This window comes from Pseudomonas sp. Root401 (assembly GCF_001425105.1).
Classification (GTDB): domain Bacteria; phylum Pseudomonadota; class Gammaproteobacteria; order Pseudomonadales; family Pseudomonadaceae; genus Aquipseudomonas; species Aquipseudomonas brassicacearum.
On the sequence record NZ_LMDO01000002.1, the window covers coordinates 17,214 to 33,738 of the forward strand.

General features: G+C 62.9%; 15 protein-coding genes. 13 read left to right on the forward strand and 2 right to left on the reverse strand.

The genetic code is table 11. The annotated features are described in order from the left end of the window. The first annotated feature begins 54 nt into the window (after nt 1-54). Nucleotides 55-1,101: a flagellar motor protein MotB gene (motB, locus tag ASC85_RS03210; protein WP_057448252.1), complete on the forward strand. Its 1,047-nt coding sequence runs from the start codon at nt 55-57 to the stop codon at nt 1,099-1,101. Nucleotides 1,102-1,237: 136 nt separating this feature from the next. Here motB and rsgA read toward each other — a convergent pair whose 3' ends face one another. After that, a complete protein-coding gene (gene rsgA, locus ASC85_RS03215) occupies nt 1,238-2,269 on the reverse strand; it encodes a small ribosomal subunit biogenesis GTPase RsgA (RefSeq protein ID WP_014336294.1) in 1,032 nt (343 codons plus the stop codon). A gap of 109 nt (nt 2,270-2,378) precedes the next feature. On the opposite strand from rsgA, the gene orn reads away from it, so the two are divergent. Together orn and ASC85_RS03225 are read left to right on the forward strand one after the other, a co-directional pair. Beyond that, complete coding sequence (orn, locus tag ASC85_RS03220) at nt 2,379-2,921, forward strand: oligoribonuclease (protein ID WP_057448253.1); 543 nt, start codon at nt 2,379-2,381, stop codon at nt 2,919-2,921. A gap of 236 nt (nt 2,922-3,157) precedes the next feature. Further along, nucleotides 3,158-3,772, forward strand: a complete 615-nt coding sequence (locus tag ASC85_RS03225; RefSeq protein ID WP_177343157.1) for a trimeric intracellular cation channel family protein — start codon at nt 3,158-3,160, stop codon at nt 3,770-3,772. On the opposite strand, the gene queG is transcribed toward ASC85_RS03225, so the two are convergent. Then, nucleotides 3,754-4,833 (reverse strand): tRNA epoxyqueuosine(34) reductase QueG, encoded by a 1,080-nt coding sequence (gene queG, locus ASC85_RS03230; protein WP_057448255.1) that lies wholly within the window; start codon nt 4,831-4,833, stop codon nt 3,754-3,756. The genes ASC85_RS03225 and queG overlap by 19 nt on opposite strands. 63 nt (nt 4,834-4,896) lie before the next feature. Here queG and ASC85_RS03235 point away from each other — a divergent pair, with 63 nt between their 5' ends. The 10 genes from ASC85_RS03235 (at nt 4,897) to ASC85_RS03280 (ending at nt 16,472) form a co-directional block, all read left to right on the forward strand. Beyond that, nucleotides 4,897-6,396: a bifunctional ADP-dependent NAD(P)H-hydrate dehydratase/NAD(P)H-hydrate epimerase gene (locus ASC85_RS03235; protein ID WP_057448256.1), complete on the forward strand. Its 1,500-nt coding sequence runs from the start codon at nt 4,897-4,899 to the stop codon at nt 6,394-6,396. Next, nucleotides 6,384-6,851, forward strand: coding sequence for a tRNA (adenosine(37)-N6)-threonylcarbamoyltransferase complex ATPase subunit type 1 TsaE (tsaE, locus tag ASC85_RS03240; protein ID WP_003197219.1), 468 nt, complete (start codon nt 6,384-6,386; stop codon nt 6,849-6,851). Before ASC85_RS03235 ends, tsaE begins: the two co-directional genes overlap by 13 nt. A gap of 3 nt (nt 6,852-6,854) precedes the next feature. Next, nucleotides 6,855-8,285 carry an N-acetylmuramoyl-L-alanine amidase gene (locus tag ASC85_RS03245; protein ID WP_057448257.1) on the forward strand — a complete coding sequence of 477 codons (1,431 nt, stop codon included), beginning with the start codon at nt 6,855-6,857 and terminating at the stop codon, nt 8,283-8,285. Then, nucleotides 8,282-10,195, forward strand: coding sequence for a DNA mismatch repair endonuclease MutL (mutL, locus tag ASC85_RS03250; protein WP_057448258.1), 1,914 nt, complete (start codon nt 8,282-8,284; stop codon nt 10,193-10,195). The genes ASC85_RS03245 and mutL overlap by 4 nt, the downstream gene beginning before the upstream one ends. Continuing rightward, nucleotides 10,195-11,166, forward strand: coding sequence for a tRNA (adenosine(37)-N6)-dimethylallyltransferase MiaA (gene miaA / locus ASC85_RS03255; RefSeq protein ID WP_024618856.1), 972 nt, complete (start codon nt 10,195-10,197; stop codon nt 11,164-11,166). The genes mutL and miaA overlap by 1 nt, the downstream gene beginning before the upstream one ends. 91 nt (nt 11,167-11,257) lie before the next feature. Next, complete coding sequence (gene hfq / locus ASC85_RS03260) at nt 11,258-11,518, forward strand: RNA chaperone Hfq (protein ID WP_003186419.1); 261 nt, start codon at nt 11,258-11,260, stop codon at nt 11,516-11,518. A 12-nt stretch (nt 11,519-11,530) separates the two neighbouring features. Beyond that, on the forward strand, nt 11,531-12,832 hold the full coding sequence (gene hflX / locus ASC85_RS03265) for a ribosome rescue GTPase HflX (RefSeq protein ID WP_057448259.1): 1,302 nt from the start codon (nt 11,531-11,533) through the stop codon (nt 12,830-12,832). 85 nt (nt 12,833-12,917) lie between these two features. Next, a complete protein-coding gene (gene hflK, locus ASC85_RS03270) occupies nt 12,918-14,090 on the forward strand; it encodes an FtsH protease activity modulator HflK (protein WP_057448260.1) in 1,173 nt (390 codons plus the stop codon). Further along, nucleotides 14,090-14,959: a protease modulator HflC gene (hflC, locus tag ASC85_RS03275; protein ID WP_003197230.1), complete on the forward strand. Its 870-nt coding sequence runs from the start codon at nt 14,090-14,092 to the stop codon at nt 14,957-14,959. The genes hflK and hflC overlap by 1 nt, the downstream gene beginning before the upstream one ends. A 325-nt stretch (nt 14,960-15,284) precedes the next feature. Next, complete coding sequence (locus tag ASC85_RS03280; protein WP_003197238.1) at nt 15,285-16,472, forward strand: ATP phosphoribosyltransferase regulatory subunit; 1,188 nt, start codon at nt 15,285-15,287, stop codon at nt 16,470-16,472. Nucleotides 16,473-16,525 lie beyond the last annotated feature (53 nt).

A 16,525-nucleotide genomic window follows, 5' to 3' on the forward strand; every position in this document is an offset into this window, starting at 1 on the left:
AGCAACAGGCACCGTCAAAATGGAACAGTATTTGTGAAGCAGAGCACTTAGGTCATGGAAAATAACCAGCCGATCATCGTCAAGCGCGTCAAGCGCATTGCCGGCGGGCACCATGGCGGTGCCTGGAAAATTGCCTTCGCCGACTTCGCAACGGCGATGATGGCGTTCTTCCTGGTGCTGTGGCTGCTGTCCACCGCGACCCCGGAACAGAAAATCGCCATCGCCGGTTACTTCAAGGACCCGGTCGGGTTTTCCGAAAGCGGTACGCCCTACATCATCGACCTGGGCGGTTCGCCGACCCTGGCGCCGGAAAATACCCTCAACCCCGAGGTCAAGTCCCAGCCCCAGCCCGACAAGGTGACGGTGGATTCCGAGCAGGTCGAAGGCATGGCCGAGCAGATCGAGCGCGAGCGCCTGGAATTGTTGTTGCAGGAATTGCAGAACAAGGTCGAAGAGAATCCTGAGCTGCAGAAGTTCAAGGACCAGATCCTGTTCGAGATCACGCCGAACGGCTTGCGCATCCAGATCATGGACGCCGAGAACCGGCCGATGTTCGACTCGGGCAGTGCGCGCCTGAAGCCTTATTTCGAAGACATCCTGCTGGCCATGGCCGACACCATCAAGGCGGTGCCGAACAAGATCAGCATCAGCGGCCATACCGATGCCAAGCCCTACGTTGGCAAAGGTGATTTCGGTAACTGGGAACTGTCTGCCAACCGCGCCAACGCGGCACGTCGCGCCCTGGTGGCCGGCAGTTATCCGGACGAACAGGTGGCGCGGGTGGTCGGTTATGCGTCTTCGGCGTTGTTCGACCGCAAGGACCCGTTCAACCCGGTCAACCGGCGTATCGATATCGTGGTGTTGACCAAGAAGGCCCAGCAAGCGATCGAAGGTTCGCAAACCGATGACCCGGCGCCGGATCCGGCCCAGGGCCAGGGCGCACCGGGGGAAACTCCTGCTTCGCCCGTCACACCTGGCGCGGCGGTCGATCCGAACGCGTTGCCGGCGGACCAGCAACCCGTACCGGCCCATGAGTTGCGCGAGCGCTTGAACCTGTTCGACGACGTGGCGCCGAAACCGGCCGAACCGCCGGCGCAGTGACCTAAGAGCCGATCCAGACCTGTGGGAGCAAGGCTTGCCCGCGATGAAGGCGATACGGTCTTTCAACGACCGAGGTGCCTATTTCGCGAGCAAGCTTTGCTCCCACAGATTCTCTCGACTCACATTCCCTTTAGAATCAGTAACTGCTTTCCGGCAAGCTGGCGATGATCGAGCGGTAGCTGTTCATCCGTTGCTGATGCACGCGGCCTTCTTCCAGGGCCTTGAGCAGGGCACAGCCAGGCTCGCGGTCGTGCTTGCAGTCGCGGAAGCGGCAGGTGCCGATCAGTTCGTTGAACTCGATGAACCCGGCTTCCACATCGGCCCGGCTGACGTGGCCCAGGCCGAACTCGCGGATGCCCGGTGAGTCGATCAATTCACCGCCGCCGGGGAAGTGGAACAGCCGTGCGGTGGTGGTGGTGTGGGTGCCCTGGCCGGACAGCTCGGACAACGGCCCGACGCGCGTCTCGACCTCCGGCAGCAGGCTGTTGACCAGCGATGACTTGCCGACGCCGGACTGGCCGACGAACACACTGATGCGCCCGTCCAGTTGCTGTTGCAATTGCTCCATGCCGTTGCCGTGGTGGGCCGAGACTTCCAGCACCGGGTAACCCAAATCGCGATAGACCGACAGCAGGGCGTTCAGCGCCGGGGCGTTGTGCTCGTCGATCAGGTCGAATTTGTTGAGCAGCAACAGCGGACGGATGCCTGCGTGTTCGGCGGCCACCAGGTAGCGGTCGATCAGGTTGGCGTGGGGCTCGGGCAGCGGGGCGAACACGATGACGATCATGTCGACGTTGGCGGCCACGGGCTTGAGCTGGCCCCGGCTGTCCGGACGGCACAGTTCGGTGTGGCGCGGCAATTGCGCGACGATCACGCCGATGCCCTGGTTGCCGGCACGCCAGACCACCTGGTCGCCCGTCACCAGCGCCGGCAGGTTGGCGCGTAGGTGGCAGCGGAACACCTGGCCGGCCAATTCGCCTTCCCGGGCCTCGACCTCGACCTGCACGCCGAAGTGGGCGATTACCAGGCCTGTCTGTTCAGGGCCCAGGTCGCCACCCTCCAGGGCTTCGACAGCACTGGATTCGCGTTTGGCGGCGCGGGCGGCGCGCTCGCCCTGGATCTTTTCGATGCGCCAGTTCTGACGACGATTGAGTTGGCGTTTGGCCATGGGTGTTCCGTATGAAGAAATGCAGCGAATAGGGTAAAACGGCCGCGAGTTTAGCACGCCCAAGGGGCGGCCTAGGCTAAACTGCGTGGCTACGCCGAGGAGCTTCCCTATGCAAAACCCGCAGAACCTGATCTGGATCGACCTGGAAATGACCGGTCTGAACCCAGACACCGACGTCATCATCGAAATGGCCACCATCGTCACCGACAGCGACCTCAACACCTTGGCCGAAGGCCCGGTCATCGCGATCCATCACAGCGACGCGATCCTGGCCGGCATGGACGAGTGGAACACTCGCCAGCACGGCGGCTCGGGCCTGACCCAGCGGGTGCGCGAGAGCAAGATCAGCATGGCCGAGGCCGAAGCCCAGACCCTCGCCTTCCTGGAGCAGTGGGTGCCCAAGGGCAAGTCGCCGATCTGCGGCAACAGCATCTGCCAGGATCGTCGCTTCCTGTACACCCACATGAAGTCCCTGGAAAGCTACTTCCACTACCGCAACCTGGACGTCTCCACCCTCAAGGAGCTGGCCGCCCGCTGGGCGCCGCAAGTACGCGACAGCTTCCAGAAGGGCGGCAGCCACCTGGCCCTGGACGACATCCGCGAGTCCATTGCCGAGTTGCAGCATTACCGTAAGCACTTCATCAAGTTCTGATTCCAGCGCGCGGCGCTCTTGTGCCGCGGGGATTTGTGGGAGCAAAGCTTGTGGGAGCAAAGCTTGCTCGCGAAACAGGCGACTCGGTCCCTGGAGGACCGCATCGCCTTCATCGCGGGCAAGCCTTGCTCCCACAAACCTTCTCGCCACGGGTTCTGTGTTGGACATGTCGGAGCTGCCCTCTTTTGGTGCCTGCCTGAAATGGCTAGACTGCGCGCCTTCTCGTAAGGACCGCCATCATGTTGCTGATGCTTTATCTGATCGCCATCACCGCTGAAGCCATGACTGGCGCCTTGTCTGCCGGGCGTCGGGGCATGGACTGGTTCGGTGTGGTGCTGATCGCCTGTGTCACGGCGTTGGGTGGCGGTTCGGTGCGTGACGTGCTGCTCGGGCATTACCCGCTCACGTGGGTCAAGCACCCCGAATACCTGGTGCTGACCACGGCGGCGGCGATGTTGACGGTGTTCCTGGCGCGCTGGATGCGCCATCTGCGTTCATTGTTCCTGGTGCTCGACGCCGCGGGGCTGGTGGCGTTCACCCTGATCGGCTGCATGACGGCCCTGGAAATGGGCCATGGCATGTTGGTGGCGTCGGTCAGCGGGGTGATCACCGGGGTGTTCGGCGGTATTCTGCGGGACATCTTCTGCAACGATATTCCGCTGATCTTCCGTCGGGAGCTCTACGCCAGCGTTTCGTTTGCCGCGGCGTGGTGTTATCTGCTGTGCGTCTTCCTGCAACTGCCGAGCGAACAGGCGATCCTTATCACGTTGTTCGGCGGTTTCCTGCTGCGGCTCCTGGCGATTCGTTTTCACTGGGAAATGCCGAAGTTCGTCTACAACGACGAGGTTTGACGCTCGGCATGTTGCCGCAGCGCCCATTCCACGTGCTCGCGCACCAGCTCCGAGGGGTAGTCGCGCCGCGCCTCCAGCGCTTGCAGCACGGGAATCGTTGACGGCGCATTACCCAGGCCCACCGCCAGGTTGCGCAGCCAGCGCTCGTAACCGGCACGGCGCAGCGGTGAACCTTCGGTGCTGCCGAGAAATTTGTCCTCGTCCCACATGAACAGCTCGGCCAGCCCGGCATTGTCCAGATTGTGCCGTGGCTTGAAGTCGCTTTCCCCGGACGGCCGGGCGAAGCGGTTCCATGGGCAGACGATCTGGCAGTCATCGCAGCCGAACACCCGGTTGCCGATCAACGGCCGCAGTTCTTCGGGGATGGCGCTTTTCAGCTCGATGGTCAGGTAGGAAATGCAGCGGCGGGCATCGAGCACGTAGGGCCCGACGAAGGCATTCGTAGGACAGATGTCCAGGCACGCGGTGCATTTTCCGCAATGTTCGCTGGCATGGGGCGGGTCCACCGGCAGCGGCAGGTCGACAAACAGCTCGCTCAGGAAAAAATAGCTGCCGGCCTTGCGGTTCAATACCAGGGTGTTTTTACCGATCCAGCCCAGGCCGGCCTGTTCGGCGATGGCTTTTTCCAGGACCGGCGCGCTGTCGACGAAGGCGCGATAACCAAAGGGACCGATCACCGCCTGAATTTTTTCTGCCAGTTGCTGCACACGTTTACGGATCAATTTGTGGTAATCGCGGCCCAATGCATAACGCGAGACGTAGGCTTTCTCCGGTTGGCCGAGCATCTGCGCCATGTGCGTGTCGCCCGACAGGTAGTCCATGCGCAGGGAAACCACCCGTAGCGTACCCGGCACCAGTTCCTCGGGGTGCGAGCGTTTGCTACCGTGGGCGCCCATGTAGTCCATTTCGCCGTGGTAGCCGGCATCAAGCCAGCGTTGCAGGTGTTGCTCATGCTCGGCAAGGTCCAGGCCGCTGATGCCGACCTGCTGGAAGCCCAGCTCGCGGCCCCACTCCTTGATGGATTGGGCGAGGGCGGGGAGGTCTGTGGGAATGGCAGGCATGAGGCGAGAGAAACCAGAGCTGAGATGCGTATAATTCTGCCAGACATCGGAGCCCGAAGACGCATGCCGCACACTAAAGATGATTTTCCCGACGCGCTGTACAGCGCCGCGCAGGTTCGGGCCCTCGACGCACAACTGATCGCGGCCGGCACCACCGGGTTCGAATTGATGCAGCGCGCCGCCCGCGCCACTTGGCGAGCTATCGTCCGGCGCTGGCCTGATGCCCACGAGCTGACGGTGCTGGCCGGGCATGGCAATAACGCTGGCGATGGCTACCTGGTCGCGACCCTGGCCCGGCGCGCCGGCTGGTCGGTGCGGGTGCTGACGGTGGGCGAACCCCGGCGCTTGCAGGGCGACGCCGCCAATGCCCACGCCGAGGCGGTGGCGGTGGGCGTGCCGATGGAACCGTGGTCGGATGAGGCAGAGTTGCGCGGCGTGTTGCTGGATGCGCTGCTCGGCACGGGCCTGAGTGGTGATGTGCGCGAGCCTTATGTGCGGGCTATCGATACGATCAATGTCAGCGCTCTGCCGGTCGCGGCGGTGGATATCCCCTCGGGGTTGTGCGCCGACACCGGTCGGGTACTGGGCACGGCGGTGGTGGCCGACCTGACCGTGACCTTTATTGGCTTGAAGCTGGGCCTGTTTACCGGCGAAGCGGCGGATCGGGTCGGTGAGCTGGTGTTCAACGACCTGCACGCCGATCCGGATATTGTTGACGCGGCACCGGCCAGTGCCCGATTGCTCTCACCCCATAATCTGCCACGTCTGACGCCTCGCGCCGCCACGTCCCACAAAGGCAAGTTCGGTCACGTGCTGTTGATCGGTGGCGACCGGGGCTTTGGCGGCGCGATCCAGATGAGCGCCGAAAGCGCCCTGCGGTGCGGTGCGGGGATGGTTTCGATGGCGACCCGCAGCGAGCATGTGTCCGCCGCGCTGACGCGTTTGCCGGAAGTGATGGTGCAAGGCACCCATTCGGCGAACCAATTGATGGGCTTGCTCCAGCAGGCCAGCGTGCTGGTGGTCGGGCCGGGCCTGGGCCAGGCCGCGTGGGGCCGCAGCCTGTTGTCGGCGGCGGCCAATGCGCCGCTGCCGCAAGTATGGGATGCCGATGCGCTGAACCTGCTGAGCAGCGGCGATGTCCGCCTGCCTGAGCAGTGTGTCATCACCCCGCACCCGGGCGAGGCGGCGCGATTGTTGGAGTTATCCACAGCCCAGGTGCAGGCCGACCGTCCGGCGGCGGCCCATGCATTGAGCCAGAAATACACCGCCACGGTGATCCTCAAGGGCGCCGGCAGCCTGATTGCCAGCCCGGACGGTCGCCTGGCGGTTTGCAGCCAGGGCCATCCGGCCATGGCCACGGCTGGCCTGGGGGATGTGCTGGCCGGGGTGGTCGGTGCCTTGCTGGCCCAGGGCATGGAGGGCTTCGAGGCCGCCTGCCTGGCGGTCTGGCTGCATGCCAACGCCGGTGCCCAGGCCGGTCGCTCGGGTCGGGGAGTGGCGGCCACCGATCTGATTCCGGCCATTCGTCAGTTGTTGGAGGAGCATTCACCGTGTCTGAAGTAACCCTGTACGTGGCGGACGAACAAGCCATGACACAATTTGGCGCCCGCATCGCGCAGATCACCGCCGGCCACGGCCTGATTTTTCTCGAGGGCGACCTCGGCGCGGGGAAAACCACCCTGTCCCGTGGCATCATTCGCGGCCTCGGGCACGTTGGCTCCGTCAAGAGCCCCACGTTCACCCTGGTCGAGCCCTACGAGATCGGCGACATTCGCGCCTTCCATTTCGACCTGTATCGACTGGTGGATCCTGAAGAGCTGGAATTCCTCGGTATTCGCGATTATTTCGAAGATGATGCCTTGTGCCTGATCGAATGGCCCCAGAAGGGTGCAGGCTTTTTGCCAAAGCCCGACCTGACCATTACCATTGGCGCGCAGAACGGCGGGCGTTCGCTGAAACTGACGCCGCAAGGTTCGCGTGGCGAGTCGTGGTGTGCCGCTTTGGCATTGGAAAACTAATTGATGATGGGGTTTGGTATGCGCTTTCGCGCGGTGGTTGCTGTCGTAGGACTGTTGCTTACGGCACTGGCCGTCGATGCTGTGGCTGAGACAAAGGTCAACAGCGTTCGCCTCTGGCGGGCGCCGGACAACACACGGCTGGTGTTCGACCTGACGGGCCCGGTGCAGCACAGCGTATTCACCCTGACCGCCCCGGATCGCCTGGTGATCGACATCAACGGTGCGTCCCTGGGCGCGCCATTGAACGTGGCGACCGCCAACACGCCGATTACCGCGATGCGCTCGGCGCAGCGTACGCCGACCGACCTGCGGGTGGTCATCGACCTGAAAAAAGCCGTGACCCCGAAAAGCTTCACCCTGGCCCCCAACGCCCAATACGGCAACCGGCTGGTGGTGGACCTGTTCGACAATCCGGCCGATGCGGCGCCACCTCCGCCGCCGCCGACCAATGTCGCCACGGTACCAGCGGTTCCGGTGACCCCGACCGAGCCTGCGCTCAAGCTGCCACCGGCCCCGGCCGGCAAGCGCGATATCATCGTGGTGATCGACGCCGGTCACGGCGGCGAAGACCCGGGCGCCTCGGGCTCGCGCGGGCAGCGTGAAAAAGACGTGGTGCTGTCCATCGCCCGGGAATTGCAGCGCCAGGTCAACGGCATGAAAGGCTTCCGCGCCGAACTGACCCGTACCGGCGACTACTTCATCCCCTTGCGCGGGCGTACCGAAATCGCCCGCAAGAAAGGCGCCGACCTGTTCGTCTCCATCCACGCCGACGCCGCGCCTTCGGCGGCGGCGTTCGGGGCCTCGGTGTTTGCCCTGTCCGACCGCGGTGCCACGTCCGAGACCGCCCGTTGGCTGGCCGACAGTGAAAACCGTTCCGACCTGATCGGCGGTGCCGGCAACGTCAGCCTCGATGACAAGGACCGGATGCTCGCTGGCGTATTGCTCGATTTGTCGATGACGGCCTCGTTGACCTCCAGCCTGAACGTCGGCCAGAAAGTCCTGAGCAACATCGGTCGCGTCACGCCGCTGCACAAGCAGCGCGTCGAGCAGGCCGGGTTCATGGTGCTCAAGTCGCCGGATATCCCGTCGATCCTGGTGGAAACCGGCTTTATCTCCAACGCCAACGAAGCGTCCAAGCTATCGTCTTCCAACCACCAGCAGGCGCTGGCCCGTTCCATCAGCAGCGGCGTGCGGCAGTTCTTCCAGCAGAACCCACCGCCTGGCACCTACATTGCCTGGCTGCGCGACTCCGGCAAGATCGCCCAGGGTCCGCGGGACCATCGGGTCAATCCCGGCGAAACCCTGGCGATGATCGCCGTGCGTTACCAGGTGTCCCCCGCGACCTTGCGCAGCGCCAACAACCTCAAGAGCGATGAGCTCAAGATCGGCCAGACCCTGACCATTCCCGGCAATGACGTGGCGGTCCAGCAATGAGTGATGAAGTGATCGGCGGCAACGCCCGCATCGAACTGCTCAGCCCCCGGCTGGCGAACCAGATCGCCGCCGGTGAAGTGGTCGAGCGCCCGGCGTCGGTCATCAAGGAACTGCTGGAAAACAGCCTTGACTCCGGGGCCAAGCGTATCGACGTGGATGTTGAGCAGGGCGGCGTCAAGCTGCTGCGGGTCCGCGATGACGGTGGCGGTATTTCTTCCGACGACCTGCCGCTGGCCCTGGCGCGTCACGCCACCAGCAAGATCCGCGACCTGGAAGACCTCGAACGGGTCATGAGCCTGGGGTTTCGGGGCGAGGCGCTGGCGTCCATCAGTTCGGTGTCGCGCCTGACCCTCACCTCCCGCACCCGCGACGCCGAGCAGGCCTGGCAGGTCGAGACCGAGGGCAGGGACATGGCCTCTCGCGTGCAGCCTGCGGCCCATCCGGTCGGCACTTCGGTGGAAGTGCGCGACCTGTTCTTCAATACCCCGGCCCGGCGCAAGTTCCTCAAGGCCGAGAAGACTGAATTCGATCACCTGCAAGAAGTCATCAAGCGCCTGGCCCTGGCGCGTTTTGACGTGGCGTTTCATTTGCGCCACAACGGCAAGACCATCCTCAGCCTGCACGAGGCCCACGATGATGCGGCTCGTGCCCGCCGTGTCGGCGCGGTGTGCGGCGCAGGTTTCCTGGAGCAGGCATTGCCCATCGAGGTGGAGCGCAATGGCCTGCACTTGTGGGGTTGGGTCGGGTTGCCGACCTTTTCCCGCAGCCAGGCGGACTTGCAGTATTTCTACGTGAACGGTCGTGCGGTGCGCGACAAACTGGTGGCCCACGCGGTGCGCCAGGCGTATCGCGATGTGCTGTTCAATGGCCGGCACCCGACCTTCGTGCTGTTTTTCGAAGTCGATCCAGCCGTGGTCGACGTCAACGTGCACCCGACCAAGCATGAGGTGCGTTTCCGTGACGGGCGCATGGTCCACGATTTCCTCTACGGCACCTTGCACCGCGCCTTGGGCGATGTGCGCCCGGAAGATCAACTGGCGGCCCCGGCGGCGGTGAGCGGCATGGTCCGGCCAACGGGGTTGGACGCTGGCGAATTCGGGCCCCAGGGCGAAATGCGCCTGGCGGCCAATGCACTGCTGGAGCAGCCCCAGCCTCAGCCGAGCTACAACACGGCCGGGAGCGGTGCTGGCAGCGGCTATCAGTATCAATACACTCCGCGCCCGCAATCCAACGTGCCGGCAGCCGAGGCCCAGGCGGCCTATCGCGAGTTCTTCAAGCCCTTGCCGGAAGCCGGAGCGGCGGCGATGCCCGACGGCCAAGGCGATATCCCGCCGCTGGGCTATGCCCTGGCGCAACTCAAAGGCATCTATATCCTCTCGGAAAATGCCCAGGGCCTGGTCCTGGTGGACATGCACGCGGCCCATGAGCGGATCATGTACGAGCGGCTGAAAATCGCCATGGCCAGCGAAGGCTTGAGCGGCCAGCCATTGTTGGTGCCCGAGTCCCTGGCGGTCAGCCAGCGCGAAGCCGATTGCGCCGAAGAGCATGTGGTCTGGTTCCAGCGCCTGGGCTTCGAATTGCAGCGCCTGGGCCCGGAAACCCTGGCGATCCGTCAGATTCCGGCCTTGTTGAAGCAGGCCGAGGCCAATCGCCTGGTCAGCGACGTGCTGGCGGACTTGATGGAATACGGCACCAGCGACCGCATCCAGGCGCACCTGAACGAACTGCTCGGCACCATGGCCTGCCACGGCGCGATCCGCGCCAACCGGCGCCTGGCCCTGCCGGAAATGAACGGCCTGCTGCGGGACATGGAAAACACCGAGCGCAGCGGTCAATGCAACCATGGCCGGCCGACCTGGACCCAATTGGGCCTGGACGACCTGGACAAACTGTTCCTGCGCGGTCGTTGATGAGCCAGTTGCCACCCGCGATTTTCCTGATGGGGCCGACCGCCGCCGGCAAGACCGACCTGGCCATCGAATTGACCAAGGTCCTGCCCTGCGAGTTGATCAGCGTCGATTCGGCCCTGGTCTACCGGGGCATGGACATCGGCACCGCCAAGCCGTCGAAAGAATTGCTGGCCGAATTTCCCCATCGCCTGATCGATATCCTCGACCCGGCCGAGGCTTATTCGGCGGCCGATTTCCGCCGTGATGCGCTCCAGGCCATGGCCGAGATCACCGCGCGGGGCAAGATTCCGCTGCTGGTGGGCGGCACGATGCTGTATTACAAGGCCTTGGTCGAGGGGTTGGCGGACATGCCGGCGGCCGATCCCGAGGTACGCGCGCAGATCGAAGAAGAGGCCGCGCGCCTTGGCTGGCAAGCCTTGCACGAGCAATTGGCGATCATCGATCCGGAATCGGCGGCGCGTATTCATCCCAATGACCCTCAGCGGCTCAGTCGGGCCCTGGAGGTTTATCGGGTCAGCGGCCAGAGCATGACCGCCCTGCGCCAGCGACAATCTGCGCAAAGTACTGAAGCAGCCGCTTCGGGACTGCAACAATTGCCCTATACTGTCGCGAATCTGGCCATCGCTCCGGCGAACCGGCAAGTGCTGCATCGGCGAATTGAACAAAGATTCACATTAATGTTGGAACAGGGGTTCATAGACGAGGTCGTAGCCCTGCGTGAGCGAAGTGACCTGCATGCCGGGTTGCCGTCTATACGTGCGGTAGGTTATCGACAAGTCTGGGATTACCTGGACGGCAAGCTGACGTCAGCCGAGATGCAGGAGCGTGGGATCATTGCCACGCGCCAATTGGCGAAACGCCAGTTCACCTGGCTGCGCAGCTGGACTGACTTGCATTGGCTCGACAGTCTCGATTGCGACAATCTGCCACGCGCCTTGAAATACCTTGGGACCATCTCCATATTGAGCTGAGTCCTTGCAATTGCCGTCTATCCTTGGGGGTGTGACGGCCCAAGCCATCTGATTCCGATTTTTATTATTGATCCTTAAAGGAGTGCGGCACATGTCAAAAGGGCATTCGCTACAAGACCCTTACTTGAACACTTTACGTAAAGAGAAAGTTGGGGTGTCCATCTATCTGGTCAACGGGATCAAACTGCAAGGCACGATCGAGTCTTTCGACCAGTTCGTCATCCTTCTGAAAAACACCGTCAGCCAAATGGTCTACAAGCACGCGATCTCGACAGTCGTGCCAGTTCGTCCAATTCGTCTGCCTAGCGCAACCGAATCCGAAGGCGGTGACGCTGAACCGGGTAACGCCTGATAGGAGCCTCCTTTGTTCTTTGAGCGCCACGGTGGTGGTGAACGGGCCATTCTCGTTCACTTGGATGGACAGGACCCTGAGGCGCGCGAAGATCCGCAGGAGTTTCAGGAATTGGCACTTTCGGCCGGCGCCGAGACCGTCGCGTTTTTCAACGTGCCGCGTCATCGGCCAACCGCCAAGTTCCTGATCGGCAGTGGCAAGGTCGAGGAGTTGCGCGACCTGGTCAAGGCCGAACAGGTCGATCTGGTGATTTTCAATCACATCCTCACGCCCAGTCAGGAACGTAACCTCGAACGTGTCTTCGAGTGTCGCGTGATCGACCGTACGGGGCTGATTCTCGATATTTTCGCCCAGCGCGCCCGCACCCATGAAGGCAAGCTCCAGGTCGAACTGGCCCAGCTTGAGCACATGAGTACGCGGTTGGTTCGCGGCTGGACTCACCTTGAGCGGCAAAAAGGCGGTATCGGCCTGCGCGGCCCGGGTGAAACCCAGTTGGAGACCGACCGGCGCTTGTTGCGGGTCCGCCTGCGCCAGATCAAGGGGCGGCTGGAAAAGGTCCGCAGCCAGCGCGAGCAGTCGCGACGCGGCCGCAAGCGCGCGGATATCCCGACGGTTTCACTGGTGGGTTATACCAACGCCGGCAAATCGACGCTGTTCAATAACGTCACCCAATCCGATGTCTACGCCGCCGACCAATTGTTCGCCACGCTCGACCCGACCCTGCGTCGGCTCGACCTGGACGACCTCGGGCCGATCGTGCTGGCCGACACCGTGGGCTTCATCCGTCACCTGCCGCACAAGCTGGTCGAGGCTTTCCGGGCTACGCTCGAAGAGTCGAGCAACTCCGACCTGCTGCTGCACGTGATCGATGCCGCCGAACCGGACCGGATGCTGCAGATCGAGCAGGTGATGGTGGTGCTGGGCGAGATCGGGGCCCAGGACTTGCCGATCCTCGAGGTATACAACAAACTCGATTTGCTCGAAGGCGTGGAGCCGCAGATCCAGCGCGATGCCGACGGCAAGCCGCAACGGGTCTGGCTGTCGGCCCGTGATGGCACCGGCCTGGACCTGCTCAAGCAGGCCGTGGCCGAGCTGTTGGGCAACGATCTGTTTGTTGGCACCCTGAAGTTGCCACAACGTTTCGCCCGGCTGCGTGCCCAGTTCTTTGAGCTGGGGGCCGTGCAAAAAGAAGAACACGACGAAGATGGCGTCTGCCTGCTGGCTGTTCGCCTGCCTCGGGCGGAGCTCAATCGGCTGGTCAGCCGCGAAGGGCTGCAACCGATGGAGTTCATCGAGCAACACACTTTGCAATAAAAGCCTGAGAAAGCTGTGTCAGGCATTCTGTAGCATTGGTCGGCGCGCCGTGGGTGCGTCTTTGCTTTATCAGATGGAGAGCGCTATGGCTTGGAATGAGCCGGGTGGCAACTCGAATAATCAGGATCCTTGGGGTGGCAAGCGTCGTAACAACGGCGACCGCAAGGGGCCACCGGATCTCGACGAGGCCTTCCGAAAGCTGCAGGAAAGCCTGAACGGTTTGTTCGGTGGCGGTAAAAAACGCGGTGACGAGGGTGGCGGTCGTCCGGGCAAGGGTGGCGGTTTCGGCTTGCTCGGCATCGGTCTGGTCGTGCTGGCGGCTGTCTGGCTGTACAGCGCGGTCTATGTCGTGGACGAGCAGGAGCAGGCCGTAGTGCTGCGCTTCGGCAAGTACTACGAGACGGTTGGGCCGGGCCTGAATATCTATTTCCCGCCGATCGACCAGAAGTACCTGGAAAACGTCACGCGTGAGCGGGCGTACACCAAGCAGGGCCAGATGCTGACCGAAGACGAGAACATCGTCGAAGTGCCGCTGACCGTGCAATACAAGATCACCAACCTGCAGGACTTCGTGCTGAACGTCGACCAGCCGGAAATCAGCCTGCAGCACGCGACCGAAAGTGCCTTGCGCCATGTGGTGGGTTCCACCGCCATGGACCAGGTGCTGACTGAAGGTCGTGAACTGATGGCCAGCGAAATCAAGGAGCGCCTGCAACGGTTCCTCGATACCTATCGCACCGGTATCACCGTCACCCAGGTCAACGTCCAGAGCGCGGCAGCCCCGCGTGAGGTCCAGGAAGCCTTCGACGACGTGATCCGTGCCCGTGAAGACGAGCAGCGTTCGCGTAACCAGGCCGAAACCTATGCCAACGGCGTCGTGCCGGAAGCCCGTGGTCAGGCCCAGCGCATCATCGAGGATGCCAACGGTTACCGTGACGAAGTGGTCTCCCGCGCCAAGGGTGAGGCTGATCGCTTCACCAAGCTGGTGGCCGAATATCGCAAGGCTCCAGAAGTCACCCGCGAGCGTCTGTACCTGGACACCATGCAGGAAGTCTTCAGCAACACCAGCAAGGTCCTCGTGACCGGCAACAAGAACGGCCAGAGCAATCTGCTGTACCTGCCGCTGGACAAGATGGTCGAGAGCGGTCGCAACACCAGCACGCCACCGACCAGTTCGGCGGCCGTCAGCAATGAAGCCAACGCTCGCGCGGCGGCGGACCTGCAGCAACAGCAAGCACGTACCAGGGAGAGTCGCTGATGAGCAATAAATCGCTGATCGCCCTTATTGTCGGTGTCGTCGTGGCGATCGCTGCCTGGAACTGCTTCTACATCGTGGCTCAGACCGAGCGCGCGGTGTTGCTGCAATTCGGTCGCGTGGTCCAGGCTGATGTCCAGCCGGGGCTGCATGTGAAGGTGCCGTACGTCAACAAGGTGCGCAAGTTCGACGGCCGCCTGATGACGCTGGACGCGCCGACGCAACGCTTCCTGACGCTGGAAAAGAAAGCCGTGATGGTGGATGCCTATGCCAAGTGGCGCGTGAAGGATGCCGAGCGCTTCTACACCGCGACCTCGGGCCTGAAGCAGATCGCCGACGAGCGCCTGTCCCGTCGTCTGGAGTCGGGCCTGCGTGACCAGTTCGGTAAGCGCACGTTGCATGAAGTGGTGTCCGGTGAGCGTGATGCGCTCATGGCCGACATCACTCGTTCGCTGAACACGATGGCGGAAAAAGAGCTGGGTATCGAAGTGGTCGATGTCCGGGTCAAGGCCATCGATCTGCCGAAGGAAGTGAACCGCAGCGTGTTCGAGCGGATGAGTACCGAGCGTGAGCGTGAAGCCCGCGAGCACCGCGCCAAGGGTAACGAGCTGGCCGAAGGCATCCGTGCCGACGCCGATCGTCAACGCCGTGTGCTGCTGGCCGAAGCCTATCGTGAATCGGAAGAGGTCCGTGGTGATGGTGATGCCCAGGCCGCTGCGATCTACTCCAAGGCTTATGGTCAGGATCAGGAGTTCTACGGGTTCTACCGTAGCCTGCGTGCCTACCGCGAAAGCTTCGCGAACAAATCCGACGTCATGGTCCTGGACCCAAGCAGTGACTTCTTCCGCTACCTGGAAAAGGCCAAGCCTTGATGCGACGTTGACCTGAGACACTCCGCCCGGCGGCTAAAGCGTCGGGCGGGGTGATCCTTTGGGAAAACGTGTGTATGATGCGGCAGCCGGGAAATTCCCGGCTTTTTTGCGTCTGCACGTTCGATTGCGGTTCATAGGTGCAGGCGTCGGGTTGAACGACTCGACAGGTTTTTCGAGGGAAGTGCTGGGCGAGGCCGATTACGGGCCATTCGTCACGTCGCTCTTGCGCGTTTTTTGCCTGGGATGCGCGCCTGGCGCAGGCATTTTCTGCTTCACTCAAGGCCAGCCCGAAAGCTGGCCGCCCGGACCATAGGGGAATGGCGTAATGGCAACGGTAGACCGCTGGCTGCTGCCAGATGGCATCGAAGAAGTACTGCCACCGGAAGCTGCGCGTATCGAAGTAGCGCGTCGGCAGGTGTTGGATCTGTTCCAGAGTTGGGGTTACGAGTTCGTCGTCACCCCGCATATCGAGTACCTGGAATCCCTGCTCACCGGCGCGGGCCAGGACCTGGACCTGCGCACCTTCAAGGTTATCGACCCGCAGTCGGGCCGGCAGATGGGCTTTCGTGCCGATATCACGCCGCAAGTGGCGCGCATCGATGCACACACCCTGCGCCGCGAAGGTCCGAGCCGCCTGTGCTACGCCGGCAGCGTGCTGCATGCCCAGCCGCGTGCCTTGTCGTCTTCGCGCAGCCCGATCCAGTTGGGCGCCGAGTTGTATGGCGACGCCAGCCCGAGCAGCGACGTAGAAGTCATCAGCCTGATGTTGGCCATGCTGCAACTGGCTGACGTGCCGGATGTCCACATGGACCTGGGGCATGTCGGCATCTATCGCGGCCTGGCCCGTGCGGCCGGTTTGTCCGGTGAAGTGGAGCAACAGCTGTTCGATGCCCTGCAGCGCAAGGCCATCGACGAAGTCATCAGCCTGACCGAGGGCCTGCCGGCCGATCTGTCGGACATGCTGCGGGCGCTGGTGGGCCTGTGTGGCGGACGTGAAGTATTGGCCGCTGCCCGTGAACGCCTGGCCCATGCGCCGGCGCCTGTGTTGGCGGCGCTGGACGACTTGCTGGCGATTGCCGAGCGTCTGTCGGTGCGTTTCCCCGAGTTGCCGTTGTATTTCGACCTGGGTGAGTTGCGCGGTTATCACTACCACACGGGTGTCGTGTTCGCCGTGTTCGTCCCGGGCGTGGGCCAGTCCATCGCCCAGGGCGGCCGTTATGACGACATCGGTGCCGACTTCGGTCGTGCCCGTCCGGCGACCGGTTTCTCTACCGATTTGAAAACCCTGGTGACCCTGGGGCGTGCTGAAGTCGAGCTACCGTCTGGCGGTATCTGGATGCCTGACAGTACGGATGCGGCACTCTGGCAAGCAGTCTGCCAGTTGCGCAGTGAGGGTCAGCGTGTCGTCCAGGCCTTGCCTGGGCAACCTTTGGCCGCCGCCCGTGAAGCGGACTGCGACCGGCAATTGATTCAGCAGAACGGGCTTTGGCAAGTATTGCCGCTGGCTTCTTGAGTTTTCCTGCCGGCCGTGGCCGGCACCAAGTTTGCGCGAATGAGGACAAGTGT

Excerpts from the sequence above, each read along its gene's own strand:
- hfq (WP_003186419.1), top strand. The coding sequence starts at position 11,258 with ATGTCAAAAGGGCATTCGCTACAAGACCCTTACTTGAACACTTTACGT.
- ASC85_RS03245 (WP_057448257.1), top strand. The coding sequence starts at position 6,855 with ATGATGGGGTTTGGTATGCGCTTTCGCGCGGTGGTTGCTGTCGTAGGA.
- ASC85_RS03280 (WP_003197238.1), top strand. The coding sequence starts at position 15,285 with ATGGCAACGGTAGACCGCTGGCTGCTGCCAGATGGCATCGAAGAAGTA.
- orn (WP_057448253.1), top strand. The coding sequence starts at position 2,379 with ATGCAAAACCCGCAGAACCTGATCTGGATCGACCTGGAAATGACCGGT.
- queG (WP_057448255.1), bottom strand. The coding sequence starts at position 4,833 with ATGCCTGCCATTCCCACAGACCTCCCCGCCCTCGCCCAATCCATCAAG.
- rsgA (WP_014336294.1), bottom strand. The coding sequence starts at position 2,269 with ATGGCCAAACGCCAACTCAATCGTCGTCAGAACTGGCGCATCGAAAAG.
- mutL (WP_057448258.1), top strand. The coding sequence starts at position 8,282 with ATGAGTGATGAAGTGATCGGCGGCAACGCCCGCATCGAACTGCTCAGC.
- hflC (WP_003197230.1), top strand. The coding sequence starts at position 14,090 with ATGAGCAATAAATCGCTGATCGCCCTTATTGTCGGTGTCGTCGTGGCG.
- miaA (WP_024618856.1), top strand. The coding sequence starts at position 10,195 with ATGAGCCAGTTGCCACCCGCGATTTTCCTGATGGGGCCGACCGCCGCC.
- motB (WP_057448252.1), top strand. The coding sequence starts at position 55 with ATGGAAAATAACCAGCCGATCATCGTCAAGCGCGTCAAGCGCATTGCC.
- hflK (WP_057448260.1), top strand. The coding sequence starts at position 12,918 with ATGGCTTGGAATGAGCCGGGTGGCAACTCGAATAATCAGGATCCTTGG.
- ASC85_RS03235 (WP_057448256.1), top strand. The coding sequence starts at position 4,897 with ATGCCGCACACTAAAGATGATTTTCCCGACGCGCTGTACAGCGCCGCG.